The sequence below is a fragment of the Saccharothrix ecbatanensis genome (assembly GCF_014205015.1).
GTDB classification, from domain to species: domain Bacteria; phylum Actinomycetota; class Actinomycetes; order Mycobacteriales; family Pseudonocardiaceae; genus Actinosynnema; species Actinosynnema ecbatanense.
Window position 1 is genome coordinate 4,602,164 of record NZ_JACHMO010000001.1, and the last position, 26,157, is coordinate 4,628,320.

At 70.0% G+C, this 26,157-nt stretch carries 24 protein-coding genes; 5 read left to right on the forward strand and 19 right to left on the reverse strand.

Annotation, left to right across the window (positions count from 1 at the left end):
* Positions 1–77 precede the first annotated feature (77 nt).
* Positions 78–680 (reverse strand): helix-turn-helix domain-containing protein, encoded by a 603-nt coding sequence (locus F4560_RS18855; protein WP_184921763.1) that lies wholly within the window; start codon positions 678–680, stop codon positions 78–80.
* A gap of 91 nt (positions 681–771) precedes the next feature.
* Here F4560_RS18855 and F4560_RS18860 point away from each other — a divergent pair, with 91 nt between their 5' ends.
* Positions 772–1,713 (forward strand): NAD(P)/FAD-dependent oxidoreductase, encoded by a 942-nt coding sequence (locus tag F4560_RS18860; RefSeq protein WP_184921764.1) that lies wholly within the window; start codon positions 772–774, stop codon positions 1,711–1,713.
* An 82-nt stretch (positions 1,714–1,795) separates the two neighbouring features.
* Here the strand turns inward: F4560_RS18860 and F4560_RS18865 are convergent, their stop codons facing one another.
* From F4560_RS18865 to F4560_RS18885, 5 genes are read right to left on the reverse strand one after another with little or no spacing between them, the layout of a single operon-like run.
* Positions 1,796–2,260: a group II truncated hemoglobin gene (locus F4560_RS18865; RefSeq protein WP_184921765.1), complete on the reverse strand. Its 465-nt coding sequence runs from the start codon at positions 2,258–2,260 to the stop codon at positions 1,796–1,798.
* 38 nt (positions 2,261–2,298) lie between these two features.
* Positions 2,299–3,441 carry an acyl-CoA dehydrogenase family protein gene (locus tag F4560_RS18870; RefSeq protein ID WP_184921766.1) on the reverse strand — a complete coding sequence of 381 codons (1,143 nt, stop codon included), beginning with the start codon at positions 3,439–3,441 and terminating at the stop codon, positions 2,299–2,301.
* A 16-nt stretch (positions 3,442–3,457) separates the two neighbouring features.
* Positions 3,458–4,255 (reverse strand): thioesterase II family protein, encoded by a 798-nt coding sequence (locus F4560_RS18875; RefSeq protein ID WP_184921767.1) that lies wholly within the window; start codon positions 4,253–4,255, stop codon positions 3,458–3,460.
* Complete coding sequence (locus tag F4560_RS46220) at positions 4,252–5,817, reverse strand: GMC family oxidoreductase (RefSeq protein ID WP_184921768.1); 1,566 nt, start codon at positions 5,815–5,817, stop codon at positions 4,252–4,254. Before F4560_RS46220 ends, F4560_RS18875 begins: the two co-directional genes overlap by 4 nt.
* The gene (locus tag F4560_RS18885; RefSeq protein WP_312869359.1) at positions 5,814–9,056 is read right to left on the reverse strand and encodes a non-ribosomal peptide synthetase; all 3,243 of its coding nucleotides are present in this window, start codon (positions 9,054–9,056) and stop codon (positions 5,814–5,816) included. Before F4560_RS18885 ends, F4560_RS46220 begins: the two co-directional genes overlap by 4 nt.
* A gap of 245 nt (positions 9,057–9,301) precedes the next feature.
* Here F4560_RS18885 and F4560_RS18890 point away from each other — a divergent pair, with 245 nt between their 5' ends.
* Positions 9,302–9,886 carry a flavoprotein gene (locus tag F4560_RS18890; protein WP_184921771.1) on the forward strand — a complete coding sequence of 195 codons (585 nt, stop codon included), beginning with the start codon at positions 9,302–9,304 and terminating at the stop codon, positions 9,884–9,886.
* Positions 9,887–9,941: 55 nt separating this feature from the next.
* Here F4560_RS18890 and F4560_RS18895 read toward each other — a convergent pair whose 3' ends face one another.
* The 4 genes from F4560_RS18895 to F4560_RS18905 form a co-directional block, all read right to left on the reverse strand.
* Positions 9,942–10,934 (reverse strand): ParB/RepB/Spo0J family partition protein, encoded by a 993-nt coding sequence (locus F4560_RS18895; protein WP_184921773.1) that lies wholly within the window; start codon positions 10,932–10,934, stop codon positions 9,942–9,944.
* Between the two features lie 410 nt (positions 10,935–11,344).
* Entirely contained in the window at positions 11,345–11,467 is a 123-nt protein-coding gene (locus tag F4560_RS45660) for a hypothetical protein (protein WP_281391931.1), read from the reverse strand.
* 907 nt (positions 11,468–12,374) lie between these two features.
* Entirely contained in the window at positions 12,375–12,998 is a 624-nt protein-coding gene (locus F4560_RS18900) for an NADPH-dependent F420 reductase (RefSeq protein ID WP_184921775.1), read from the reverse strand.
* A 47-nt stretch (positions 12,999–13,045) separates the two neighbouring features.
* On the reverse strand, positions 13,046–13,780 hold the full coding sequence (locus F4560_RS18905) for an SDR family NAD(P)-dependent oxidoreductase (RefSeq protein WP_184929241.1): 735 nt from the start codon (positions 13,778–13,780) through the stop codon (positions 13,046–13,048).
* 168 nt (positions 13,781–13,948) lie between these two features.
* Here F4560_RS18905 and F4560_RS18910 point away from each other — a divergent pair, with 168 nt between their 5' ends.
* Positions 13,949–14,590 carry a TetR/AcrR family transcriptional regulator gene (locus tag F4560_RS18910; RefSeq protein WP_184921777.1) on the forward strand — a complete coding sequence of 214 codons (642 nt, stop codon included), beginning with the start codon at positions 13,949–13,951 and terminating at the stop codon, positions 14,588–14,590.
* A 401-nt stretch (positions 14,591–14,991) separates the two neighbouring features.
* Here the strand turns inward: F4560_RS18910 and F4560_RS18915 are convergent, their stop codons facing one another.
* The 4 genes from F4560_RS18915 to F4560_RS18930 form a co-directional block, all read right to left on the reverse strand.
* The gene (locus F4560_RS18915) at positions 14,992–15,438 is read right to left on the reverse strand and encodes an Imm1 family immunity protein (RefSeq protein ID WP_184921778.1); all 447 of its coding nucleotides are present in this window, start codon (positions 15,436–15,438) and stop codon (positions 14,992–14,994) included.
* The gene (locus F4560_RS18920) at positions 15,426–16,223 is read right to left on the reverse strand and encodes a DddA-like double-stranded DNA deaminase toxin (protein WP_184921779.1); all 798 of its coding nucleotides are present in this window, start codon (positions 16,221–16,223) and stop codon (positions 15,426–15,428) included. Before F4560_RS18920 ends, F4560_RS18915 begins: the two co-directional genes overlap by 13 nt.
* Before the next feature lie 176 nt (positions 16,224–16,399).
* Positions 16,400–16,597 carry a DUF397 domain-containing protein gene (locus F4560_RS18925; protein WP_184921780.1) on the reverse strand — a complete coding sequence of 66 codons (198 nt, stop codon included), beginning with the start codon at positions 16,595–16,597 and terminating at the stop codon, positions 16,400–16,402.
* Positions 16,598–16,609: 12 nt separating this feature from the next.
* Positions 16,610–17,482 (reverse strand): helix-turn-helix domain-containing protein, encoded by an 873-nt coding sequence (locus tag F4560_RS18930; RefSeq protein ID WP_184921781.1) that lies wholly within the window; start codon positions 17,480–17,482, stop codon positions 16,610–16,612.
* 208 nt (positions 17,483–17,690) lie between these two features.
* On the opposite strand from F4560_RS18930, the gene F4560_RS18935 reads away from it, so the two are divergent.
* Both F4560_RS18935 and F4560_RS18940 read left to right on the forward strand, forming a co-directional pair.
* Positions 17,691–18,542, forward strand: coding sequence for a helix-turn-helix domain-containing protein (locus tag F4560_RS18935; RefSeq protein ID WP_184921782.1), 852 nt, complete (start codon positions 17,691–17,693; stop codon positions 18,540–18,542).
* Positions 18,542–18,790: an HC3 family zinc finger protein gene (locus tag F4560_RS18940; protein ID WP_184921783.1), complete on the forward strand. Its 249-nt coding sequence runs from the start codon at positions 18,542–18,544 to the stop codon at positions 18,788–18,790. Before F4560_RS18935 ends, F4560_RS18940 begins: the two co-directional genes overlap by 1 nt.
* Positions 18,791–18,818: 28 nt before the next feature.
* Here F4560_RS18940 and F4560_RS18945 read toward each other — a convergent pair whose 3' ends face one another.
* From F4560_RS18945 to F4560_RS18965, 5 genes are all read right to left on the reverse strand, one after another.
* Positions 18,819–19,718, reverse strand: a complete 900-nt coding sequence (locus F4560_RS18945) for a MerR family transcriptional regulator (RefSeq protein ID WP_184921784.1) — start codon at positions 19,716–19,718, stop codon at positions 18,819–18,821.
* A 48-nt stretch (positions 19,719–19,766) separates the two neighbouring features.
* Positions 19,767–21,704 (reverse strand): vWA domain-containing protein, encoded by a 1,938-nt coding sequence (locus F4560_RS18950; protein WP_184921786.1) that lies wholly within the window; start codon positions 21,702–21,704, stop codon positions 19,767–19,769.
* Positions 21,701–23,086, reverse strand: a complete 1,386-nt coding sequence (locus F4560_RS18955; RefSeq protein ID WP_184921788.1) for a sigma 54-interacting transcriptional regulator — start codon at positions 23,084–23,086, stop codon at positions 21,701–21,703. The genes F4560_RS18950 and F4560_RS18955 overlap by 4 nt, the downstream gene beginning before the upstream one ends.
* Positions 23,087–23,169: 83 nt before the next feature.
* Entirely contained in the window at positions 23,170–24,033 is an 864-nt protein-coding gene (locus F4560_RS18960) for an aminoglycoside phosphotransferase family protein (RefSeq protein ID WP_312869360.1), read from the reverse strand.
* A gap of 115 nt (positions 24,034–24,148) precedes the next feature.
* Positions 24,149–25,975, reverse strand: a complete 1,827-nt coding sequence (locus tag F4560_RS18965) for a glycoside hydrolase family 6 protein (protein WP_184921793.1) — start codon at positions 25,973–25,975, stop codon at positions 24,149–24,151.
* Between the last annotated feature and the right edge of the window lie 182 nt (positions 25,976–26,157).

The following is a 26,157-nucleotide window of genomic DNA, read 5'->3' on the forward strand; positions in this document are numbered from 1 at the left end:
GTATTCCGTGCGGCACTCCGGATCGTGCCACCGAATCCGCGATCCGACAATGAACGCAAGGCTGCGGCAACGCCGCGTCACGCACCCTCGCCGACAATTTCCACATCCCGTTTCACGCGCATGTGGATACGCTCGCCCTGTGGCCCGAGAATGTTCAGCACCTCGACCGGGCCCGCGCCCGTGGCGCCGAACCAGTGCGGCTCCCTGGTGTCGAACTCGGCCGCCTCGCCCGCCTCCAGCACCAGGTCCTGGTCGGCCAGGACCAGCCGCAATTGCCCCGAGAGCACGTAAAGCCATTCGTAACCGTCGTGCGTGCACAGGTCGGGCGTGCTGCGGTCCGGCGGGATGATCGTCTTGAAGGTGTGCAACGGTCCCGGCTCGCGGGTGAGCGCGAGCACCACGCTGCCGTCCACCCGGCGCGGTGTCGGCCGGACCCTCGGGTCGGCGACCTCCGGTCCGCCGATCAGCTCGTCCAGCGGAATCCCGTACACCCGGACAATGGGCAGCAATAATTCCAGGCTCGGCCGGCGCTGACCGACCTCCAACCGCGACAACGTGCTCCTCGATATCCCGGTCAGACCGGAGAGCTGGGACAGACTCATCCCGCGCTGGGTGCGAAGGCGGTTCAGCCGGGGGCCGACGGCGGCGAGGGCGGCCGTGATGTCGTCGAACTGTGCCATACCGCTATGACACCAGTGCGTCCCGGAAACGGCAACGGACGTTGCCCTGGCGCGCCCAGCCGATTCACCATGGCGGCGGAGGTGATCCACAATGACGGACTTGGCCACTGACAGCGACTACGACGTCGTCGTGATCGGCGCGGGCGCGGGAGGGCTCAACGCGGCTCTGCTGCTGGCCCGTGCTCGACGGAGGGTCGCGGTCGTCGACAACGGGCAGCCGCGCAACGCCCCGGCGGAGCACATGCACGGATTCCTGTCCAGGGACGGCATGTCGCCGTCGGCCTTCCTGGAGGTCGGCCGCGAGGAGGTGGTCGGCTACGGCGCCACGATGATCAACGCGGTGGTGGACGACCTGGTCGCGTTCGACGGCGGGGGTTTCACGGCGTCGATGGACAACGGGCAGGTGCTGCGCGCCAGGAGCGTGGTCGTGGCCACGGGCCTGCGGGACGAGCTGCCAGACATCCCCGGGGTGCGCGACCGCTGGGGCCGCGACGTCGTGCACTGCCCCTACTGCCACGGCTACGAGTTCCGCGACCAGGCGCTCGGCGTGCTCGGCGTCAGCCCCGGCTCGATCTCTCACGCGCAGCTGCTGCGCCAGTGGTCGGCCGACGTGACGCTCTTCGCCCACACCCTCGACCTGTCCGACGAGGACCGCGCCACGCTCGCGGCCCGGGGCATCGAGGTCGTGGACGGCGCCGTCGCCGAGGTCGTGGTGCGGGACGACGCCGTGCGCGGTGTCGTCCCGGCCGACGGCGACCTCGTGGCCCGCTCGGTGGTGTTCGTGGTGCCGCGCATGGTGCCGCGCGACGCCCTGCTGACCAAGGTGGGCTGCGCCGTCGGCGAGGACGGCTGGGTGACCGTCGACAAGGCCGGTCGGACCAGCGTGCCGGGCGTCTACGCGGTCGGCAACGTGATCGATCCGAAGGCTCAGGTCGTCACCGCGGCCGGGATGGGGTGCGCGGCGGGCTTCGCGATCAACTTCGACCTGGTCCAGCAGGACATCGCCGCCGCCGTGGCGGCGAAGACCTCCTGACCGGACGGCGGTGGGCGGGCGCACCGGGGGACACGGCCCCCGGTGCGCTCGGGTGTGCGATCGCGGGACATCCACTCGCGCGCTACTCCCCGACCGGAGGCGCTTCGCCCCAGCCCCAGACCTTGATGGACTCCCGCATGGCCGGTTGCGCGCCACGTTGCGAGTTGGCCATCGCGCCGCGCGAACCCCACTCCAGGTAGGCCACGAACGCCGACCGGAATTCCCGGTCCGTCGGCAGCCCCACGGCGTCGGCCGCCTGGAGCATCAGCCGGACCCAGCGCTCGCGCTGCTCGGGCTTGATGTCGCGGTTGCGGTGTTTGGACAGCAGGCGGGCGAACCCGCCGTGCTCGTCCGTGTACTCCTTGGGCCCGCCGAAAACCTCGCCGAGCATGACCGCGACGTCCTTGGGGTGGTCCGCGGTCATCCGCCGGAACACCGGCGCGAGCAACTCGTCCTCGAGGACGCGGCGGTAGAAGTCCTCGGTCAGCTTCTCCAGCGCTTCCGCGCCGCCCATCCACTCGAAGATGGTGGGTGTCCCCTCGACCATTGCGCGATCCTCCAGCTCTGTCCTGCGGTTACCGTGGGTCACAGTCCGAGCGAGCGCCCGATCATCTCCTTCATGATCTCGGTGGTGCCCCCGTAGATCGTCTGCACGCGGCTGTTGGCCCAGTGCGAGGAGATCGGGCTCTCCCTGACGTACCCGGAGCCTCCGTGCAGCTGGAGGCACCGGTCGGCGACCTCGACCTGGAGCTCGGTCGTCCACCACTTGACCTTCGCCGCGTCGGTGACGGTCAGCCGCCCCGCGTTCAGCTCGGTCGTGCAGTGGTTGAGGAAGACGCGGGCGAGGGTGATCTCGGTGTCCAGGGTCGCCAGCACGAACCGGTTGTGCTGGAAGCTGCCGATGGTCTGGCCGAACGCCTTCCGGGTGGTCGCGTGGGCCAGCGTGTCGGCGAGCATCGTCTCCGCGGTGGCGACCGCGACCGTGGCGATGCACATCCGCTCACGCGGTATGCCCGCCATCAGGTAGCCCTGGCCGGCGTTCTCCTTGCCGATCAGGTTGGCCACCGGCACGCGGCAGCCGTCGAAGAACAGCTCCGTGGTGTCGCTGGCCCGCCAGCCGAGCTTGTCCATCCGCCGACCGCGGGTGAACCCGGGCGTGCCGCGTTCGACGACCAGCAGGCTGATCCCCTGGTGGCCGCGCGCGGACATGGTCTTGGCCGCGACGATGACCAGGTCGGCGTTCTCGCCGTTGGTGATGAACGTCTTCTGGCCGTTGAGCACGTAGCAGTCGCCATCGCGCGAGGCTGTGGTCCTGATGCCGCCGAGGTCCGACCCCGCGCCCGGCTCGGTCATCGCGATCGCGGCGATGAGGTCGCCCGAGCACAGACCCGGCAGCCACCGCGCCTTCTGCTCGGGCGTGGTGCGCACGGACAGGTAGCAGGCGATCAGGTCGTTGTGCGCGACGAAACCCGGCGCGGTGACCCCGGCTCGGACCAGCTCCTCGATGAACACCCCGGTGTAGCGGAAGTCGGGCTCGTCGGCGCCGCCGTACTCGACCGGGACGCCGAGGCCGAGCAGTCCGGCCTTGCCCGCCTTGCGCCAGACCTCGCGGTCGATGATGCCCTGCTCCTCCCACCCGTCGTGGTACGGGACCGCTTCGCGGGCCAGGAACGTGCGGCACAGGTCGCGGAACTCCTCGTGGTGGGGCTCGTACGGGTTGACGTCCATCGGCTGTCCCCTTCGGTCAGCGGCGTGTGGCGAGTGGGTCGCCGGGGTCCGCACCGGTCGCGTCACCGGGGTCCGCACCGGTCGCGTCAGCGGGCGGGCACAACTCCGCGTGCACGAGCACGAGCGTCGCGGCCGGGTCCCTGAACGCGGCGAAGTGCCCACCGGTGATCTCGACCTGGTCGACCGGCGCGGTGGTGTGCTCGGCCCACAGCCGCATCTGCCGCGGCGTGACGTAGCGGTCGTCCCGTGCCGCGACCGTGGTGAGCGGGAACGGCACGAGCAACGTCCGATCCAGCGGGAACTGGGCGCGGACCGCGTGGTCCTCGCGCATCAGCCGGATCAGGTACCCGGCCATGGCCTCGTTGGCGAGCAGCTCCGGCGCGGTGCCGCCGTCGGCGCGGATCTTGTCCAGCAGTTCGGCGTCGCCGAGGGCGGCGACCTCGTCCTCGGTGGAGTGCAGCCGCGGCGGCAGCGAGGCCGACAGCACCGACCGCAGCGGCGGGTACCCGACCTCTCGGGCCACCGCGTCGGCCACGGCCAGGCTGACCAGCGCGCCGAAGCTGTGCCCGAACGTCGCGTAACGCGGCCGGTCCGAGGCCTGGCGCAGGTCGGTGACGACGCTGTCGGCCAGTGCCGCGACCAGCGCGCGGTAGTCGGTGACCCGCTGCTCGGCCCGCCGGGCGCCCCGGCCGGGCAGGTCGACGCCGACGACCCGCAGGCCGGCCGGCCCGACGGCACGCCACGGCCGGTAGATCGCCGAGGTGGCGCCCGCGTACGGGAAGCAGTAGAGGTGGACGGGCGACACGGCGCTCATCCGCCCATGGCGGCGGCGATCTTCTCCGCCAGCATGATCGTGGTGAGGTTGGTGGGCGCGCTGGGCATGGTGGGGAACACCGAGGCGTCCACCACGCGCAGGTTCACCACACCGTGGACGCGGCACTGCTGGTCGACCACGGACATCGGCACGCCGGCGGGCCCCATCCTGGCCGACCCGATCGCGTGCCAGCCGGGGCTCATGACGTTGCGGACGGCGCTGCGCAGCACCACGTCGTCCGCCACCATGGCGTCGTTCCACAGCTGGATCTCGGTGAGCCGTTCGGCGAACGCGGGCGAACGCAGGATGCGCCACGCCTTGCGCACGCCGAGCGCCAGGCGTTCGACGTCGTCGTCCACCGTGCCGAAGGCCAGCTCGATCACCGGCGAGCAGGCGGGGTCGGCGTCGGCCAGGTAGACCCGCCCGCGGGAGGCCGGTCGCAGCAGCATCACCGAGATGCCCACCACCATCGGCCAGCCGAGCCGGTCGGCGAACCCGGGGATCGACCTGGTCTCGACGTTGTTGAGCAGCCACACCTGGAGATCGGCGTCACCGTCGTCGACACCGCTGGACACCCGTGCGGCGACCTGCCGCCACGGGATGCCCGGCGTGCACAGGCCGTCCTGTGGCTTGGCCCAGATCACCACCGACGGGTGGTCGACCAGGTTCTCGCCGACGCCGGGCAGGTCCACGACCGACGGCACGCCCAGTTCCGCGCACCGCGCCGCGGCGCCGATGCCGGACCGCAGCAGGATCACCGGCGAGCCGATCGCACCCGCGCTGAGCACGACCTGACGGGCGCTGATCCGGCTGACCTCGTCGCCCCGCAGCACCTCCACACCGGTGACGCGACGTCCGTCGAGCAGCAGCCGCGTGACCTGGCAGCCGGTGCGGATCACCAGGCCGGGCAGCGAACGCGCCGGCGCGAGGTAGGCCGCGGCCGTGTCGACCCGCTCCACGCCCACGGTGTTGGCGGGCACCGGACCGACGCCGTCGGCCACCCCCGCGTTGAGATCGGGCAGCACGGGCAGCCCGGCGCGCACGCACTCGTCCCAGAACGCGGCGTCCAACGCGTGCAGCTCGTCGCGGCGCGGCCTTCGGATGGGGATCGGGCCGTCGGCGCCGTGATCACCGCCTGGGAAGTCGGTATCGCGCTCGATTTTCCGGTAGAACGGCAGCACCCGGTTCCAGGACCAGTCCGGGTTGCCCATGTCCACCCACTCGGCGAAGTCCCCGGGCAACGCGCGCATGGCCACGGCCCCGTTCACCGAGGACGACCCGCCGACCACCTTGCCCAGCCGGTAGGGGAACCGGCCCCACAACGCACGGGAGCCGCCGTTGCCGCCACCGCGCAGGTTGGCCTGGTAGTCCCAGTTGTGGCCCTCCAGGATCAGCTTCGTCCCGTCGCGCAGCGGGTTCGGCGCCGTCGGCACGAGCGGCTGGTCGGCGCCCGCCTCCACCACCAGGACCCGCCGCCCCGCCGCGGCGAGCCTGGCCGCGACCACGGAGCCGGCCGACCCCGCGCCGACGACGACCACGTCCCACTCCGGTGCGCCGGTCACGACTTCGAACCCCTGACCGCCTCGATCACCTTGGCGAAGTCGGCGACGGTCGCGTTGCTGAAGAGGGCCTCGACGACCTCCTGCTCGGCAGCGGAGTCGATGCCGAACTCCGAGCGCAGGACGCCGATGATGCCGACGGCGTGCAGGGAGTCGCCGCCCACGTCGAAGAAGCCGTCCTCGACGCCGAAGTCGGTGTGGCCCAACTGCTCCGACCAGAGCTTGAGCAGGCGGCGTTCGACGTCACCACGCGGCGCCGACCGCGCCTCCGACTCGGCGTAGTCGCGCCACGGCGCGGGCAGCGCGCCGTGGTCCACCTTGCCGTTGACGGTGAGCGGCACCGCGTCGATGGTCACGTAGTGGTTGGGCACCATGTAGCCGGGCAGCTGGTCGGACAGCGCGGCGCGCAGGGTGGTCGGGTCCGCGTCCTCGGGGCGGTCGACGACCAGGTACGCGGCCAGTTGCCGCTGCCCGCTCCGCGGGTGGGTCGGCGCGGCCACGAGCACCTGCCGCACGCCCGGCCGCCTGCTCAACGCGACCTCGATCTCGCCGAGCTCGACGCGGTAGCCGTTGATCTTCACCTGGAAGTCGTCGCGACCGAGGATCTCGATGTCGCCGCCCGGCAGGTACCGGCCCAGGTCACCGGTGCGGTAGAGCCGGTCGCCGGTGACCGGGTGGGTGACGAACCGCTCGGCGGTGCGCACCGGGTCGTCCCAGTACCCCAGCGCGACGCCGACACCCCCGATGTGGATCTCGCCGGTCACCCAGGTCGGGCACGAGCGGAACTCGCGGTCCAGGACGTGCGTCGTCTGGTTGGCCAGCGGCTTGCCGTAGGGGATGCTGCGCCACTCCTCCCCCACCTCGCCGATCGGGTGGAAGATCGACCAGATCGAGCCCTCGGTCGCGCCGCCGAGGCTGATCACGTCCATCTCCGGGAAGCGGGCGCGGATCCGGCCGGGCAGCGTGGTCGGGATCCAGTCACCGCTCAGCAGCGCCAGCCGCGGACCGCGCCCCGGCGGGAACTCGGCGCCGTTCAGCGAGTCGATCCAGAGCCGCATCGGCGCGGGCACGCTGTTCCAGATCGTCACGCGGTGCCGGTCGATGAGCTCGGTCCAGTGCACGACGTCGTCGGCCCGGCTCGGCGCGGGCAGCACTACCGCGCCACCCGCGCCGAGCACACCGAAGATGTCGTACACCGACAGGTCGAAGCCCGTCGGCGCCAAGGCCAGCACGCGGTCGTCACGGCCGAGGCCGAAGCGCAGGTTGATGTCCTGCACGGTGTTGCCCGCACTGCGGTGGGTGATCATCACGCCCTTGGGCTCACCGGTGGAGCCCGACGTGAAGATCACGTACGCCAGGTCGTCGTGCCCCTGCACGCGGTCCGGCGAGGTCGTGGGCCGGCCCACGGTCTCGGGGTCGTCTGCGGTGACCACCTCGACGCCGTCCGGCCAGACCAGTTCCTCCCGCAGGTCCGCGCTGGTGACCACGGCGCGCACCCGGCACCGGCGCAGCAGCTTGAGCCGCCGCTGCTCGGGCAGCTCCGGGTCGATGGACACGTAGGCGGCACCCGAGTGCAGCACCCCGAGGAGGGCGGCGACCAACTCCGCGCCCGGCCGGATCGACACCGCGATCACCGTGTTGGGATCGGCGCCGCAGCACTCGCGCAGCCGGTGGCCGAGCCGGTGCGCGGACTCCGTGAGCCGCCGGAAGGTGACCTCGGCGCCGCCGGCGATCACCGCGACCGCGTCCGGTGTGCGCTCGGCCGCCGCTCCGACCAGCTCGTGCAGCAGCACGGGCGGCAGGTCGGTGGCCGTGGCGTTGGCGCGCCGCCGTTCGTCCGCCTGCGCCGCGGGCAGCTCCACCACGCCGTCGATGCGCGTCCACTCGTCCTCGTCGTCGGCGAGGCGGTCGAGCAGCTCGCGGTAGGTGTGGAACATCGCGTCGACCATCCCGGGCGGGAACAGTCCGGTGACCCAGTTCCAGGTGACGACGACACCGCCGTCCCGCTCCACGACCTGGTTCTCCAGCCACACCTGCGGTGTCTGGCTCGCGCTGTGCACCAGCTCGCCGAAGCAGCCCAGGGCGTCGCCGTCCAGGCCGAGCATGTCGGAGAACACCACCGGCGCGGACGCCCGGTTGCCGTCGCCTCGCCTGCGGGTGAGCTCGCGCAGCACGCGGACGCCGCTGAACGCCGTGTGCTCCAGGTCCGCGTGCAGCCTGCGTCGGACGGCCGTCGCGCGGTCGAGGAAGGTCGGCCCGGCATCGGCCTCGACGGCGAACAGGCTCGGCGACAGGAAGTCACCCACGACCTCCTCGACAGCCGCGTGCGGCGGCGACTTGTCGAGCAGGCTCAACGCGACGGTGAAGTCCGGTCGGCGCGACCACGCGCGCAGGACCTCGCAGTACGCGGCGAGCAGCACGGCGCTCCGGGTGAGGTCGTGGCGGGCCGCCGCCGCGGTCAGCGCCGACCAGCGCGGTGCCGGCAGCACCGCGCTGCGACGGCTGAAGTCGGGCCTGCCGATCATCTCCGGCGCGGTGGCCAGGGGCAGCTCGGGCGCGGCGGGCAGTTCGTCGAGCCTGGAGAGCCAGTACTGCTCCGCGCGTTGCCCGACAGGCTCGGCGGCGACCTCGCGTTCGGCCAGCACGTAGTCGCGGAACGACAGGCCCGGCGGCGCGGGGTCGAACCCCGGGTCGTCGTAGTGGCGCCGCCACTCGCGCAGCAGCCGGAACAGGCCGCGGATGTCCACGAACAGCAGGTCCACGCTGACGTGCAGGCGGAGGCGGTCCTCCGGCAGGAGCGTCGCGCGGATGTCGAAGGAAGGCCAGTGGTCTACGGGCAGCACCTGGTCGGCCAGCTCGGCGCGGACCTCCGCCAACGCGGCCGAGCGCGCGGCGGGTGGCTCGCCGCTCAGGTCGGTCGCGGCGATCTCGTAACGCGGCGCCCGGTCGAGGACCCGCTGCTTGCCGTCCGGCTCCACCACCGCGCGCAGCATGTCGTGGCGGTCGACCACCTTGTTCAGGGCTTCGGTGAGCCGGATCAGGTCGAGCCGCGGGCTGTCGAACTCGTAGTAGAAGTGGCTGGAGACGCCGCCCAGCTCCAGGCCCCGGTTCCGCCCGATCACGTAGGCGTACTGGATGTCGGTGAGGGGGAAGGGCTTGTGGCGCCCGTCCGGCCGTACCCCGTCCTGGGCCGGTATCCGGCTGTTCAGCATCCTCGGCCTACTGGATGGATTCTCGTCCACGGCTCCGCTCCTCATTCTTGACAGCGGTGATCACAGGTGCCGGCGGATCGACACCACAATATGGGAAATCATTCCGCGAATGACCGCGCCACACCACGTCGAATCGACTCCGTAATCGTCCGGGCGTTTGACCGGTCGCCTGGCGCCTTCGCATGACACCAGCACCTCTTAGGCTTGTCAAGCAGGCCCTGACACTGCGGAATGGACGCGTTGAACACCCAAGAAAATGGCGGCACTCTCACCGCATGAGCCAAAACGTCCCGACGCCCGGCGAACCGCGTGTGCTCATCGGCGCGACCGGTTCGATCGCCGTGACCAACCTGCCCGCCTATCTCACCGAGCTGCGCGCCCAATTGGGTGGCACGTACACCGTGCTGATGACGCACACCGCTACTACTTTCATCCCCGCGACCACCGTGGCGATTTTCGCCGAACGGGTGCTCAGCGGCGATTCACCGAAGGACTGGCCGACCGACAAGCCGTCACGCCTCGCCGCCGAGCACGACATCGTGGTGGTCCTGCCCGCCACCGCGCACACCCTCGCCGCGGCGGCGACGGGCGCGGCGCCCAACCAGCTGACCACGGTCCTGCTCTCGGTGCGGTACCCGGTGGTGTTCTTCCCGTCCATGGGCGCGGCGATGTGGGAGAAGCCCGCGGTGCGGCGCAACATCGACCGGATCCGCGAGGACGGCAACCACGTGCCCGAACCCGCCTGGCACGACAGCCTCGACGTGTCCACGGGCGCCCGGTCCACCCACCCGACCATGCCGCCACCGCCGGTGGTCGCCAAGATCGTCGGTGGGCTGCTGTCCCCACGCCAGGCGGGCTGACCTGGGCAAACCCGCGGGTCCGGACCATCACCGGTCCGGGCCCGCGATGTTCTCCTCACACCTTGGCTTCGGCGCCCCTCGCCAGCCAGGTGGCCAGTTCGCACCACGTCTGGGCACACGCGTTGGCCAGCTCCGCGACCACGCCCCGGCAGTGCTCGGGCACGGTGTTCAGCAGGCGCCGCCGCTCCTCCGCGGTGAGCGCGTGCACGCTCAGCAACCGGATCAGCGCCCGCCCGGACTCGGTGAGGCGTATCGACGGGTCCTGCCTCAGCCGGACCAGCAACCGCGACATCTGGTCGTCGGTGCGCTCCGGCAGCACGTCGACGGACGCCGACCGCACCACCTCCGATCTCGGGCGTTGCCTGGACGGCACGGGGTCCTCGCCCCTGGCCAGCCGGTCGCGCACGTCGCGCACGGTGCCCAGGGAGATGCCCGAGGCCGAGGCGATCTGCCGCAGCGAGGCCGCCGGGTTCTCCTGGAGCATCACGCACGCCTGCAACCGACCGGCTGCGCTGCTGAGCGGGCGGACCCGGCCGTCGCGGCCGATCCGGGCGCGCAACTGCGGCGAGTCCTCACTCGCGCACCGGCGGATCATCCCGACGGTCTTGGCCGCGAGCCCGGTCACGGACGCGATCGCCCGGTCCGACCACTGCGGGTGCGACTCGATGATGCGCTCGGCGGCGACCCGGCGGTCGGCGAGCGACAGCGGCAGGCCGTGCGTGATGTTCGCTTTCACACCCAACACGAACGCCTCCGTGGCGGCGCCGTCGAAGTACCGCACCAGGACGGTCTTCTCCCCGCGCAGTTCCGCGGCCCGCAGCCGGTGCATACCGTCGATCACCCGCATCGTCGCGCGGTGGACCAGGATCGGCGGCAGCTCGGCCCCGGATTCGGCAAGCGTGCGCGCGTGGGCGGAGTTCTCCCCGGACGTCCGCGGCGAATCCGACGGGTGCAGCGCGTCGATGGACACCGACTCCGCAGGTGGGTGGCCGGGCGGACGCCCGAGGGACGGCAAGGCCGGGTGCGCGTCCCGACACCTCGTATCCATCAGCAAACTGTTCTCGGCGTGGTGCTCCAATTTGCACAACCCTCCGATTGGCTCGGTCCTCACGTGACCCTTGGTTGCATGCACAGCGGGCGATCCGGGCCGCGGGAGAAGCGTTACCCGGCCGGACCGCCGACTACGGCCCACCTGCCCGTGGTGGCCGGCGGATTCGGGAAAGTCGTCTGGTGCGGAGTGACCGCCGCCGCGCGGGCGCGTTCTCGACCCCGGCGCGGAAGGGCGATCAGCCGAACGGCACGCCACGGACCGCGACACGGTGCGCAGCGGGCGCCGTGGCGCGACCGGAGGAGGAACCGGGCGGTGTTCGGTGGAGGCGGCGAGGCGGCTCGGCCGGGCGGTAGGCGGTCAGGACCGGCCGACCGTCGATCTGGTGGACGCGGACCGGGTTGTGACGGTCACCGCCGGCCGTTCACCGGCGGGCTCCGACGTCCCGCGGGCACCCCCGGCGACTCCCGCTCGACTGTGGCAGCGCGCCCGAACAGGGCCACGTCGCGGATCGGCTGGTCCGTCTCGCTCATGAACCTCTCCCCCCAACTGTCGTGCCGCGAGTCACCTGCGGTGCGCCGCGGAACAACGGATCCGGCGCGGTGCCGCACGAGGACGATGGCGATGGCGATCGCCTTCGAAGGTTTCCGCGTGGCAGCGCGCACATATGTCGACACCCCTCGCCCAGTACGCCGAAACGATCAACGAGAGCCCCGCTGAAACATTAGCCGATGGCACATCGCAAACATTTCCACAGCAGCAATCAACATTCCAGAACCCGGACGCCACGTCACCATAACACCCACCAATAAGGCCTCGCGATTCCATCCGAGAAAGCACCGAAACGGCCCTTACTCGCGCACGGTGAGTGATGGGGCCACCGAAACCCGCAAGGAAGGGCACCCTGATAGGCGCACGCCGCCTTGCGGCACGACGACCGAACCCCACATTTGATCACCGACCGTAACCGGAGGCGTCATCGCGGAGAAATGCGCATGACATGCCTCAACCACCCACACGCGAGCCCATTCGGCCCCCGAGCAACATCGCCCTTGACACCGCTTGTCTCCATCAATGCCGGAAGAATCACGGGAGCACGGACGCGTCACACCCATTCAAAATACGGGAACCCGAATAATCGCGGCACGGAACGGCGGCGATGCCGTACGCCGGTTGAACCAACCCGGGTACGCCATCGCCGCCGGCCGCGACGAACATCATTTTCTCCGGTCACCGTTGAACGTGCGCGACACTCGGCAGCACCGCGGGAATCCGGTAAACCAGGGCCATTACTCGGCCACAAATCTTCGGCCGTCGGCCACCTTCCCCGCTGCCGGTGTGGCAGGAAACCCGCGTCCACCGTGATGCCCCGTGCGGGTGGTCCCGTGGCCCACCTGCCGTAGCCAAGGTCCTCGAGCCCGCGACCGAACGCGCCCAGGCTCAGCCGGTGAATTCGTTGACGCCGAGGGCGAAGTCCCAGTGGCCGACCCCGTTGCCGGCGAGGCCGACCGTGACCACGCCCAGTCCTTCCAGCCAGTGCGCCATCTTCAGGCCGCCGACGTCCAGCGGGCGCAGCCCGAGGCTCTCGACGAATGCCGCCACGCCCGCCTTGGCCCGCGCATCGTCACCGGCGATGAAGACGTCGGGCCGGCCCTTCTCCAGGACGTCGCGGAAGACGGTGTTGAACGCCTTCACCACGCTCGCGCCGGCCGGGGCCACCTTGGCGACTTCCTGCGCGATCGAGGTCTCCTCGCTGTGGGCCAGTCCGTCGAACGTGGCGTTGAAGGGGTTGCTGATGTCGACGATGACCTTGCCCGCGAGGGCGTCTCCGTACTCGCTGACGACCGGAACGACGCCGTTGTACAACAGGGCCGTGATGACGATGTCCCCGACCGGGACGGCGCCCCACTCGCCCGCCGTCGTGCCGCCGCCCAGAGCCTTGGCCAGGTCGTCGGCCTTGGACTGATCGCGTCCCATGACCTCGACGGTGTTGCCGCCCGCCACCGCGAGCGTGCCGATCGTGCGTGCCATGTTCCCCGTGCCGATGAGGGTGATGCTGCTCATGAACTCTTCCTGTTCTCGAAGTGTCGCTCTGCCTCGTCCGTGCCGGGTCAGATGGCGGTGGTGCCGCCGTCCGCGACCAGTTCCAGGCCGTTGACGTAGCTGGAGTCGTCGGAGGCGAGGAACAGGGCGACGGTGGCGATTTCCTCGGGACGGCCCATCTGTCCGCGGGGGATGAGGGATTCGAACGCGGACATGGTTGCCTCGTCGAACAGTTCTTCCTGTTTGGCGGTGGCGACCTGGCCGGGGGTCAGGACGTTGACCCGGATCTTGCGGTCGCGCAGTTCGTTGAGCCAGACACGGGCCCAGGCCTGCTGGACGGCTTTGCTTCCCGCGTAGAGGCTCCAGCCGGGGAAGGCGCCGAGGGAGGCGTTCGATCCGGTCATGAAGATCGAGCCGTTGTCGTTCATCAGCGGCAGTGCCTTCTGCACGGTGAACAGGGTGCCGCGCGCGTTGAGCCAGAAGGCGCGGTGGAACTGCTCCTCGGTGATCTCGCCGAGGACGGCGGGTTCGCCCATCCCGGCGCTGGCCCACAGCACGTCGATCGAGCCCTTTTCCCGCTTGACGGTGTCGTACAGGCGGTCCAGGTCGTCCAGCTCGGCCGCGTCACCCTGGACGGCGGTGATGTTGCGGCCGATCAGCTTGACTGCGTCGTCCAGTGCTTCCTGCCGCCGGCCCTGGATGAAGACGTGCGCTCCTTCCTCGACGAACAGCTTGGCGCCGGCCAGTGCCATGCCGGTCGATCCGCCGGTGATCACCGCTACCTTGCCGTCGAGCTTGCCCACGATCACTCCGTTGCCTTGATGGGTGTCCGAAACAGCCCGGTTCTTACGTACACCAAACTGTGTACGTAACGTACCCCGTGACCGGTCGGAGCGCAAGCTAAGTACACCGGTCGGTACCGACGGCGCACTATGTAGACCGACCTGTACCGAACCGCCTACACTGGAGGCATGACGGAGTTGGAGAAGGGCCCCCTGGGCCGGCGCCGGGGCAGGGGCGCACGCGAGCGGATCCTCAGCGCGTCACAGCAGCTGTTCCGCGATCAGGGCATCAACCGCACCGGCATGGACCAGCTCTGCGCCGTGGCCGAGGTGTCCAAGCGCACGGCGTACCAGCACTTCGCCGGCAAGGACGACCTCGTCGCCGAATACCTGCGCCGATTCGATCCCGACGTCATGCCCGGAGTGTTCGACCGCACCGACCTCACGCCCCGCGAACGACTCCTCGCAGCCTTCGAGATACCCGCGTCCACGCCCCTGTGCCCCTACATCGCGGCGGCCGTCGAACTCCACGACCCCCAACACCCCGCATCCCAGTACGCACGCGACTACAAGACCGCCATCGCCGCGCGGCTCACCGAAACCGCCCGCGAAGCCGGCGCCACCGACCCCGAACAGCTCGGCGAACAACTGGCGCTGCTCATGGACGGCGCCTCGGCCCGCACCCGGGTCCTCAACAGCGAATCCTTCCCCACCGCCGCCGCCATCGCCGCCGTCCTCATCGACAACGCCATCCCCGCGTCATCACCGCGCCAGCCCGGCGATGACCGCGGAACTACCGGGTCTGCACCCGTTCCGGTGGGAGGCCGATGACGGCCCGATCACGTCTCGTCGGCCGGAAGACGACGGCGAGTTCCGTGCGGCCGGAGCGGTAATCGCGGCCACGTCGGATTGCAGGTGGTTCACACCCCGCCAACGCCCGCGCCAACATGTCATGCGCTTCCCCGGCCAGCCCTCTTCCCCGCCGCCGGCGTGGCAGAGAGAACCCGCACTGTGGCCGGGCACGCCCGGGGGCCGGTCGGAACGCCCCGCATGCGAACTCCAGTACCCGCACATGGTGGAGCGGATGCGCGACGAGTCGCACTTCTCGCTGACCCGCCCCGGCAAGCACCGGGTGCCGCCGGACGACACGACGGAAAAGGCCTCGCGTCGACCGAGCGCGCGCGTGAGACGAAGGACGAGGTCAGGAAGGACCGGGAGGACTGACGAGTTCCCTAGAACGCCATGGGATACCAAGGGGGCGGCGACTGCCACACGGGCGCGGTCGGCCGTTGACCATCCGTAGCCATGAACTCGTGTGCTGCCCGACGGACGACGTCCAGGGGGATTTCGGAGTCGGCCGGGTATTCGGTGTCGCTGTTCATGTAGTAATACAGGATCGGATCGGCGGTACTCCACTCCGGACCAGGGCTCGCCTTGCTGAACCACGTCTGAGCGTACGACGAGTAGATGAGCGTCCCCTGAGCCGCTTCGCCGAACACACCGACGTACAGTGCCAAATGACGCATGGCCAGGTCCACGGGACGGTCAATCCACAGTTGAACGATGATCCGACCTTCCCAACCGGCGACCGTGTCCAGCACGGCGTCCAGTTCGGCAGCCGTTTCCACGGTCGTCGACTCGTCACTGTCAATGTCGAACGATGCCGTTAGCGCCACCACGGTACGGCTCCTCCTGTGTAGCGAATGCGGGTGCGTGTGCCGTTGGAGTTTTGTCCGTGCACGGTGAGTGTCGATCCTTCCGGCAACAGGACCGGAACGAGGGTGTCACAGCTGTCCCGACCTTGGCGACAGGGGACGTGGTTGATTATCACGGTTGCGTGTCTAATGCCGTTCGCGGCCATGTAGGCGGCCAGTTTCTGCTCGACGTCTCCGGACCGGGAGGAGCCTGCCGGCCGCCCCATCCGCGCCAGTTGACCCTGAACGAGTGCCGACCGCCGGTCGAATCCGCTTGCGATCGGTTCGGCGGTGCCGTCCGGGCCGATCCATTGACCGACTGTCTTCTGTCCGCTGCGGGGCACCACAGGCGGGGGGAGGGTCTTGCGTATCGCTTCCACCCGTTCTTGTGGCACCACGAACGGCTCGCGCTCACCGACCGGCGGCGGTGTGGACAGCTGCTGTTCGGGGTGAGGTTGAGCGGGCCGTGGGGTGTCCGGGGCGGGGAGGCGGTGCTCGCCCTCCAGGCTGGCCGTGATGCTTTCAGCCGCTCTCAGCGCTTCCGTGATCAGCGGCCACAGGTAGCCCTTCAACCCGTCCCGCGCGTAGACGAATGCGGCCAGCATCGCGGCCACGTCGGATTCCAGGTTTGTCGCACCCGCCAACGCCCCCGCCAACATGTCATGCGCTTCCTCCGCCAGGTCTTCCGCCTGTTCCAGCGCAGTCCGGCAATGCTCGGCTTTCTCGCACGCAGCCCGGATCTGCGCGACCACGTCCCCGGTCGACGCCACGGGCACCCCTCCCCGCCGCAAAGCGTGGCAGAGAACCCGGGCCAATCGTGAGGCCCCATGCGGGTGGTGCCGTGGCCCACTTTGACCACTGGCCAAGGTTCGAGGGACGGTGGCCGCACGCGCGGGGGCCGCGCCCGTTGCTGCTGGGCGCGGCCCCTGGTCGATCTTCATACGGATCAGCCGTCGAACCGGCCGTCCTTCACCCTGCCGAGGAGTGCCCCGAGGGCGGCAGGCGCCCACGCGAGCACCGGCCCGTCCGGGTTCTTCGAGTCACGCACGAACGCCGCGCCGGTTGTCAACGCCAGCTCGACGCAGTTGCCGCCCTCGCCGCTGGACCTGCTGGACTTGCGCCAGACGAGGGGAATGCCGGTCATGACCGACCCCTTTCAGTTGTCGCTCCCAAGTGCACCCGCCAGCGTATCCAGCGCGGACCGCGTTTCCTCCGGTGAGAGGGCCGCTGTGCTGATCTGCGCGAACAGGCTGACGTGCTCCTCGACCTCACGCTGCTTCTCGTAGTAGGTCGCCGACATCCAGCCCTCGGCGTAGGCGACGTCCATGCCCGGTGTCGAATCGAACCGCAGCACCGAGAACGCGTAGTCCATCCCTCGGTATGGCCCGGCCGACTTGGGCATGAGCTGGATCGAGATGTGGGGCAGCGACGACATCTTGATCAGGTGCTCGGTCTGGACTGCCGCAACGTCCGGACCGCCGACCATCCGGTCGAAGACGCCCTCGTCGAGGACGACTCGCAGCCGTGGCGGGTTCGAGCCGGTCAGCCGACGTTGACGTTCGGCGCGGACTTCGACGACCTGCCGGAGGTCCGCCTCGGACGCATTCGGCTTCGACACCAAACTCACAGCCCTGACGTACTCCGGCACTTGCAGCAGCCCGGCGACGAACGCCGTTTCCAGGGTCCACACCTCGGTGGCGTACGACTCAAGTCTGATGTAGTCCCGCGCGAAATCCGGCGCGACATCGGCGTGTGCCACGAGCAGGCCGCGATTGTTGCTCTCCCGCGCCATCCGCAAGAGCATGTCCAACTCCGGAGACGTCACGCCGTAGGCACCGGCCAAGAGGCGGACGTTCTTCTCCAGGATCGACTGCTCGGCGTTCTCGATCTTCGAGATGGTCGACCGGCTGAGGCCGGTGGCACGCACCGCGTCGTCCTGGGTCATCCGCGCTTCGTCGCGGAGTTCCGCGAGGCGGTACGCCAACTGTCGGCGACGGATCGGTGGCACGGGCTTGAGCTCGTCGGGCATTGCACTCCTCAGATCAGGACCGGTGCCAGTCTGCCTGCCTCCGGAACGGAACCGGGAGCAGGTTCACCCGATCGACATGTTCCTCACGCGACGTTCGTCACGCTACATTTTCGTCTGCCAGGCTGCGGCTTGGCGGCCCGCCTCGCTCCCCCGCTCCCAGGTGCAGGGAGCGAGGCGCGGTCCGGACCAGCTATCGGAAGGGAAGCCGATGGAGACCGAAGTGAAGCCCGCCGCCACGCGACTGAGCACCGCGCGCAGCCGGGAACTGGGCGAAGAGCTGCGACGGGCACGGCATCGGGCGCGGATGTCGTCCGGGTTCGTGGCCGGTGCTTTGGGCTGGTCGCTGGGCAAGTTGAGCAAACTGGAGACCGGCAGCCGGGGCACCAGCCCATGGGAGATCGGAACCCTGGTCGGGCGCCTGGGCGCGGACAAGCCGACCCGCGATCGCATCCTGACCATCGCCACCGAACCCGACACCGGCACGTTCGTCCGCCTGCACGGTCGATCCTCCGACGACCTGCCGGCCCTGTACGTCCACGAACAAGCGGCCCGGACGATCACCGTCTACGAACCGCTCGCCATTCCCAGCCTGGCCCAGACCGAGCCGTACTCACTCGCCCTGACCGGCAGCAAGGCAGTCGCCGACGCACGGAAGTCCCGCCAGGACCGTCTCCTTCGCCCAGACGGTCCCGACACAGTGCTGTACATCCACGAACTCGCCCTGCGCATGGTCGTGGTCGGGCCCGAGGTCATGCGGGACCAGATGCTGCACCTGACCCTGATGTGCGCCTCGGAGCGAATGTCCCCACGCCTGGTACCAGCGTCCGCGCCCACCCACGCCGCCCTTCGGCACCCGGCCACGTTGCTGACCTTCGACGCGCCGACCAAACCGCTGGCCTACGTGGAAACCGACACGGCGACCGTGTTCCACGACGCCCCGGAGGCCATTGCCGCCTACAACGCAAAGATGCGCCACCTCGCCGGCCTGGCCCTCACCGCCGAGCAGACCAGCGACGCGTTCGCCCGCTGGGCCGACGCCTACGACCGGCAATCCCGCTGATGGCACTGCGCCCGTTCACCTGGCTCCCGCACAACGGCAAGCGCCACGCGATCAAAGCCGACCTCGTCGCCCACGACGACACCACCACCCTGTGCGGCGAAGAACTCACCGTGCCCGGCGTCCGCCCCACGAAGGACGACTGGTGCCGGCCCACCTGCCCGCAATGTGACGCGGCCTGGCGAGCGGCTGAAGGGATTCCGGTGTTCCCCCGGCAAAGGTCGCTACAGGTGGACCGGCAGCGTCAGTGACGGCGCCGAGAGGTACCCACGCGGGCAACTAGCCGGTGCTGACCGTCGACTCGTGGCCCAGTGCGCGCAAGAACCACTCGAACATGGGTGCCGGGCTTTCCGGCGCCTGCCACCCGTTGACCACTGCCAACAGCCGCAGGTACCGATCCCGGCGGGTGTCGTTCGCGGTCTCCAACAACGCGGCCAGCTGCTCGCGTGAGACATGCGGCACCCGTTCCATGACCGCCGCGATCACGTTTCGGGCTTCGGGTGACGCCGGGTCGACCCTGGCGGCGAGCGCCGGGCCCACCTCGTCCAGCACCACCGCCGCCGGGTCGGGCCGCAGTCCTTCGCCCCGCGTGAGGACGTGCTGCTCGGCCAGCCGCTTGAGGCAGGCCCGGAAATCCGGGTCCTGCGCCAGCCTGGTCAACGAGACCCAGGCCTCGACCTGCTCGTCCGCCGGGTGTTCCGGCAGTTCCGGTGTCATCGACCGCACCATCCCCGCGAACCCCGGATCGCCCGCCAGGTCGCCGAACGCGGCGTCCAGGAACTCGCCGACGAGCCGCCGGCGGCCGTCCTCGGACAGTCTGCTCATGAGACCCACCTCCTCGATGCCGGTACCGCCCTCGGCCACCACCGTCAACACCGCCCGGCGCAGCCGCAGCACACCGATCTGCGCCGCCAGCGCGTCCACGTGCGCCGCGGCCACCTCGGCCAGCGTGCGCCTGTGCTCCAGGACGTCGCGGATCGTCGCCAGGTCCACTCCCAGCTCGCGCAACGTCCGCACGAGGTCGAGGCGCGCGACGGCGTCGTGGCCGTAGAGCCGGTACCCGGTCGGACTTCGACCGGTCGGCGGCACGAGCCCGCGGTCGGAGTAGAACCGGATCGCCTTGACCGTCAGCCCGGTCCGCCGAGCCAGTTCACCGATCGTGAACACCGCACCGTCCATGCGCCTACCCTCCTGCCTCCTCTCGGGGGAGACTCAAGTTCGACAGCGTCAGTGACGGCGTTTGCGGGACCGGAGGTAGTCGCTGACGACCGCCGCACCGAGGCCGTCCTCGTCCGGCGCGACCACCCGGCCACCCGAACGGCGGGCCACCGTGTCCACGAACTTGGTCAACCTAGGGTCGTCGCCAAGCCGGAACACGGTGATCGACGCGCCCAGGCGGGCCAGGGTGTCCACCTCGACCAGAGTCTTGCCGAGGGTCCGGTCGAGTGGCGGGTAGTGGAACTCCGCTTCACCGGTCGCCTCCAGGTGCGCCGTCGGCTCGCCGTCGGTCACCACCAGCACCACCGGTTGGGCGTCGGGATGCCTGCGGACGTGCCTCCCTGCCAGCAACAGCGCGTGGTGGAGGTTGGTGCCTTGCTCCCACACGCCTTCCAACGCGGTGAGTTGGCCGATGTCGACGGTCTCGGCATGCCGACCGAAGGTGATCAGCTCCAGCGCGTCGGTCCGGAACCTGGTGCGCACCAAGTGGTGCAGTGCGAGCGCGGTGCGTTTCATCGGCACCCAACGGCCGTCCTGCACCATCGACCACGACGTGTCCACGCACAACGCCACCACCGCACGTGACCGCTGCTCGGTCTCGCTGACCTCCACGTCCACCACGTCCAGCCGCACCGGACCACCGGCCGACCGCAGCACGGCGTTCGTCACCGTCCGCGGCACGTTCCAGGGCTCGGTGTCGCCGAACTGCCACGGCCGCGTCGACCCGATCAGCTCACCGGCCGCACCGGCCGACGAGTTGTCCCGCTGACCCTGCTGCCGCGCGCTGTCGATCACCCCGCGCAACGCCGTCTCGCCCAACCGCCGCAACGCTTTCGGCGTCAACCGCAGCGAACCGTCCGGCGCGCGTTCCAGCAGGTTCTGCGACCGCAGCTCCCGTTCCAGCTCGGCCAACCGCCGCGCGTCCACCCCGGCCTCGCCACCGAGCTGCCGGACCAACGCCTCGACATCGATGTCCTCCAGCCGCGCGCCGGGGTACGACTGGGACAGCTGCTCGGCCAACGCGTCCAGCTCCGCCAGGTCCGCCATCGCCTGCGCGCCCTCGCCCAACCCCATCGGGTTGTTGCCCCGGAACCGCGCCGAACCGGTCCAGTCCTCGCCGGGCCGCAGTCCTTGCAGCAGGGAGTCCAACCGGGACAGTTGCGACCCGATGCCCGAGTCGCCGAAAGCCTGCTGCGACAACGCCGACAGCTCATCGCGCTGCTTGTCCGTCAACGAGTTCATCATCCGCTGGGCGGCGGCGGACCGGGCGGCCAGCGCGTCGATCAGCTCCTCCACCGACCTCGGGTTCTCCGGGAAGAACTCGCCGTGCGCACGCATGAACTCCGCGAACCGCTCCGTCGTGTCCTCGCCTTGGGCGTGCGCGGCGAGCAGGGCGTTCAGGTCGTTCATCATGGACTGGATGCGCTGGACGTCCTCCGGCCGGACGTTCTCCATGGCCTGCTTCATGCCCTGGAACCGCTGGTCCATCAGCTCCCGGCCGACGAGGTTCCGGATCTGCTCGTAGGACTCGCGGGCCTGGGGCGACCGCCAGTCGTACTCGGCCAGCTCGTTCACCGCCGCCGCGGTCGACTGCGGCAACGCGTCCAGCTGGGCCTCGCGGAACCGCGCGTCGTCGTCCGGATCCGGGAACAGCGCGGCGCGCTCGGCTCGCAACGCCTCCTCCAGCAGCCGTTGGATCTCCTGGAGCGTGCCGTCCAACCGGTTCCGCCTGGTCAGCGCGGCACGTTTCTGCCACAGCCGCGCGGTCAGGTCGTCCAGGCCACGTGTGCCGGGCAGTCCTCGGCGCAGCAGCTCGCGCAACGCCGACTCGGGCGACGCGCCCTCCATGACCTCACGGCCCAGCTCGTCCATGGCCGCACGCAGGTCGGTCGGCGGCGCCAGCGGGTCCGGCCCGTCGACGTACCGGCCGTACCGGTAGGTGCTCATCCGTACACCGTCCGGTCGTCGTCGCTGTCCTTGGCGATCTGGCGGGTGAGGTAGAGCGATTCCAACGCCAGCTCGACGGCCGACGCGATGCGTCCCACCGGGTCCTTCGGTCCCGCGCCCACGCGCTGCGCGACCTCGTGCAGCACCGGCAGCTCGGGCAACGCGGCCAGCAGGTCGCCCGCGTGCACCCGTTCACCGGTCGCCACCGGGTGCCCGTCGGACACCAGCTCGGCCAACGGCCGCAGGTTGATCCCGGCGAACGTCGACCGCGCCGTGTCCGCGATCGCCCGGCGCAGCAGGTGGACCAGCACCTCCTGCTCGCGCCCCTCCTCGCCCGCCTCGAACTCCAGCTTGCCGCGCAACACCTCGGGCACGGAGTCCAGGTCGACCGGTCGGGCGATGGGCGGGTTCTCGCCGATCAGCGCGCTGCGTCGCAGGGCACTGGCCGCCACCGTCTCCGCCGCCGCGACCGCGAACCTGGCCGACACGCCGGAGCGCTGGTCGATCGAGGACGACTCGCGCAGGTGCCGCACGAACCGGGCGATGACCTCCAGCAGGTGGTCGCCGACCTCCGCGACCAGGCCGGCTTCCTGGCGCACCAGGTCGATCTCGGCGCCGATCTCCAGCGGGTAGTGGGTGCGGATCTCCGCGCCGAACCGGTCCTTGAGCGGGGTGATGATCCGGCCGCGGTTCGTGTAGTCCTCGGGGTTGGCGGTGGCGACGAGGAGGACGTCCAGCGGGAGCCGCAGCGTGTAGCCGCGGATCTGGATGTCGCGCTCCTCCATCACGTTCAGGAGGGCGACCTGGATGCGTTCGGCCAGGTCGGGGAGCTCGTTGACGGCGATGATGCCGCGGTGCGAGCGGGGCAGGAGGCCGTAGTGGATGGTCTCCGGGTCGCCGAGGCTGCGGCCCTGCGCGACCTTGACCGGGTCGACGTCGCCGACCAGGTCGCCGACGCTCGTGTCCGGCGTGGCCAGCTTCTCGGCGAACCTCTCGTCGCGGTGCTTCCACTCCACGGGCAGCTCGTCGCCCAGCTGCCGGGCGCGGCGCTTGGACTCGGGGGTGATCGGGTCGAGCGGGTGCTCGTTCAGCTCGGCGCCCGCGATCACCGGGGTCCACTCGTCCAGCAGGCCGACGAGGGTACGCAGCAGGCGCGTCTTGCCCTGGCCCCGTTCGCCGAGGAGCACCACGTCGTGGCCCGCGAGGAGGGCGCGTTCCAGCTGCGGGAGCACGGTGCGGTCGAACCCGACGATGCCGGGCCACGGGTTACGGCCCTCGCGGAGCGCGGCGAGCAGGTTTTCCCGGATCTCGGCCTTCACCCCGCGCGGCACGTGGCCTGCCGCGCGAAGGGCGCCTGCGGTGGTGGGGAGGTCGGAAGTCACCTCACCGAACCTACGCACCGATCGGTCATCGGTCGACGTAGAGCAGCTCCAACCGCTGGGGAAGGGAGGAACGGGGGTTGAGGTCAGCGGGCCAGGGTGAGGAGTTCGGCGAGCGCGGCCTCGTTGTCGAGGTAGGCGATGGCGTTCACCGGGGCCAGCGCCCGGCACCACTCGTGCAGGCGGTCGGGGTCCAGGAATGCTGCCTCGGCTACTCGCTTGGCGCGTTCGGCGACGCCTTCACGGCCCGCAGCGTCCAGCACGTAGTCCACGACGTCGAAGCACGGGTCGCCGACGCACGCCCGCGGGTCGATCGCGATCAGGCCGCGCTCCGGACCACCGTCCAGCACGTTGCCCAGGTGCAAGTCACCGTGCAGCAGCACGCGCGGCTGGGTGTCGAGCAGGGCGCGGCAGCGGTTGCGGGCCTTGTCCCACATCGCCGGTGAGATGTGCGCGGCGACGGTCGGGTCCGTCAGGCGGCGGCCGATGCGGGTGTAGAACTCCTCGCACCGGGCGCGCAACTCCAGCCAAGGCCCACCGGAGTCGGGCACGGTGTGCAGCGCCGCGGCCAGCGAGGCCCACTCCTCCGGCGTCGGCGGAACCGGCAGCTCGTCGGCCATCGTGCCCGGCCGGATCGCCTCCATCAGCAGCACGCCGTCGTCCTCCGCCAGCACGGCGGGCACCCGACCCGACGGGCCGAACAGCCGCAGCACGGCCGCCTGCTCGGCCAGGAAAACGGCATCGGGGCTGAGCTTGAGCGCCGCCTGGGCGCCGTCCGACCGCTCGCACGCCACCACGACCGACGACGCGCCCTGCGGCGTCATCTCGCCCAGCGTGAAACCCCAGCGTGCGGCGACCGAAGCCGCCTGCTCCGGCACCCGCGCACACCACTCGGCGACCGACGGGCCGAACCGGAGCGCCAACCGTTCGGTGATCTCTTCGACATCCACCGCCGCCACGCTAATCACCCGCCGCAACCGAATTAACGCCCCGTAGGCGGCGCCCGGAAAGGACGCCGCCTACGGAGTGCAGAGCTATTCAGTTGTCGTGCCAGTCAGCTGATGGTCACAGCGCCGGGTAGGCGTTGGCCATGAGCTCCTGGAACTGGGCCGAGAACCAGTGGCCCGACACCGGGGCGTTGGCCAGGGCACCCGAGAGGTTGTTGCCGTTACGCACGTTGCCCGTGTAGGTCGGGTCGCACATGCGGTCGAAGCCCTTGCCCTCGTCGTTCGGGATCTGGGTGCTGGAACCGTCGGACTCGCCCGGCGGCTTGATCCAGACGTAGGCGTCGATACCCGGCTTGGGAGCGGCCTTCGGACGCTCGCCCATACCGGCGCCGGCCTGGTTGCACCAGTTGCCCTTCTGGTGACGACGGTCGATGCGCGACTGGTTCACGTAGTCGTTCGCGTTGGTCGCGGTCGACTTCGCGGTGGGCCGGTTCGGGCCACCCCAACCGTTGCGCGAGGTGTCGATCAGCATGCCGATGCTGCTGTCGAAGCCCTGCTTCACCAGCTCGGCACGCATCGCCGTGGCGAAGCCCACCTCACCGTTGAAGTCGTTCCAGTCGACCCACGTCGCCGACTCCTTCACCGGGCGGCCACCGACGAGGTCGTCGACCGTCCAGAACGGCTCCTCCAGAGCGGAGTAGTTCGCCGTGTTGGTGACGAAGCCGTGGATCTTGTCCTTGGTGGCGCCGTTCTTGCCGAGGAGCGACGCGAACATCTTCGCCGAGGCGTAGAAGTTGTCGTACTCCGCGACCACGTCGCCCCACCCGATCCAGCCGTGGTGGCCGGCGTCGATGTAGTTGTAGACGTTGCCGATGGCGCCGAGCTTGCCCAGGGCGTACGAGACACCCTCGACGTAGTTGCCGTTCGCCTTCATGACATCGCAGTTCGCGACCGCGGTCGGACGCGGCGACACGTTGGTCACCAGGTTCGGCAGCGAGTCGATCTCGATGACGGGGACGATGCGCAGCTTCGAGTACTCCGGCCGCGAGACGATGCTCGTGATCACGTCGATGTACTCGGTCTTGTAGCGACCGATCTCGTCGGCCTTCAGCTCACCGTTCGACGCCAACGCCGCGCAGTCGCGGCCGGGCAGGTTGTACACCACGAACTGGAAGACCAGCTGGCCGTCCGCACGGGCGGCGCGCTGCTTCTCCGCCTCGTTCAGGTGGTCCGCCAGACCCATGGTGCCGGTGGTCGGCGAGCCGTTGCCGTGGATCGCGCTGGTCCGGTCCAGCCACACACCGGTCGGCTGGTTCGCGACCCGCGAGCCACCCGGCTCGGCAGCGGCGAGACGCGACCACTGCGGGTTCACGTAGACGCCGGCGCCGACGTACGGGTTGTCGACCTTCGGACCACCGGGGTTGTTCGACGAGCTGGTGGTCGAAGAGCTGGTCGTGGACGAGCTCGTGGTGGACGAGCTGGTCGTGGACGACGAGGACGTGGTGCTGATGTTCCCCGTGCAGATCGTCCCGTTCAGCCTGAACTGCGTGGGAGCCGGGTTGGACCCGTTCCAAGCGCCGTTGAAGCCGGGCGTGACCGTCGCGCCGGTGCCGAGGTTCGCGGCCCACGAGGGGTTGCGGACCGTCACACGGGCACCAGACTGGGAGAAGTTGCCGTTCCACCCCTGCTGAACCGTCTGGCCGGCGGCGAAGTCCCACTCCAGCGTCCAACCGCCGGAAATGGCGTCACCCAGGTTGGTGACCGTGACATTGGCGCCGAATCCGCCTTGCCACTGACTACTGATCGAATACGCGACCCGGCAGCCGGCAGCAGCGTTGGCGGTGGCCGTAGAGGCCACTACCCCGGCTACGGACAGGGCCGCCACCGAGGTCACCGCCAATGCTCCGGTGAGTTTCCGGGACCGTACAAAAGTGCGCAGACTCATGCATCGCCTCCTTGCGTGCAACCCGCCATCTGGGAGCGCTCCCAGGTCATTTCGCCGAGTCGGGATCCGACGCAAGACCGAGACAGCGACTTGGGGACTGGGAGCGCTCCCAGAACGAACGGTAACGCATGACACGCGGTGTTGACGAGGGGTTGACCTGGACATAATCCAGGGCTATACCC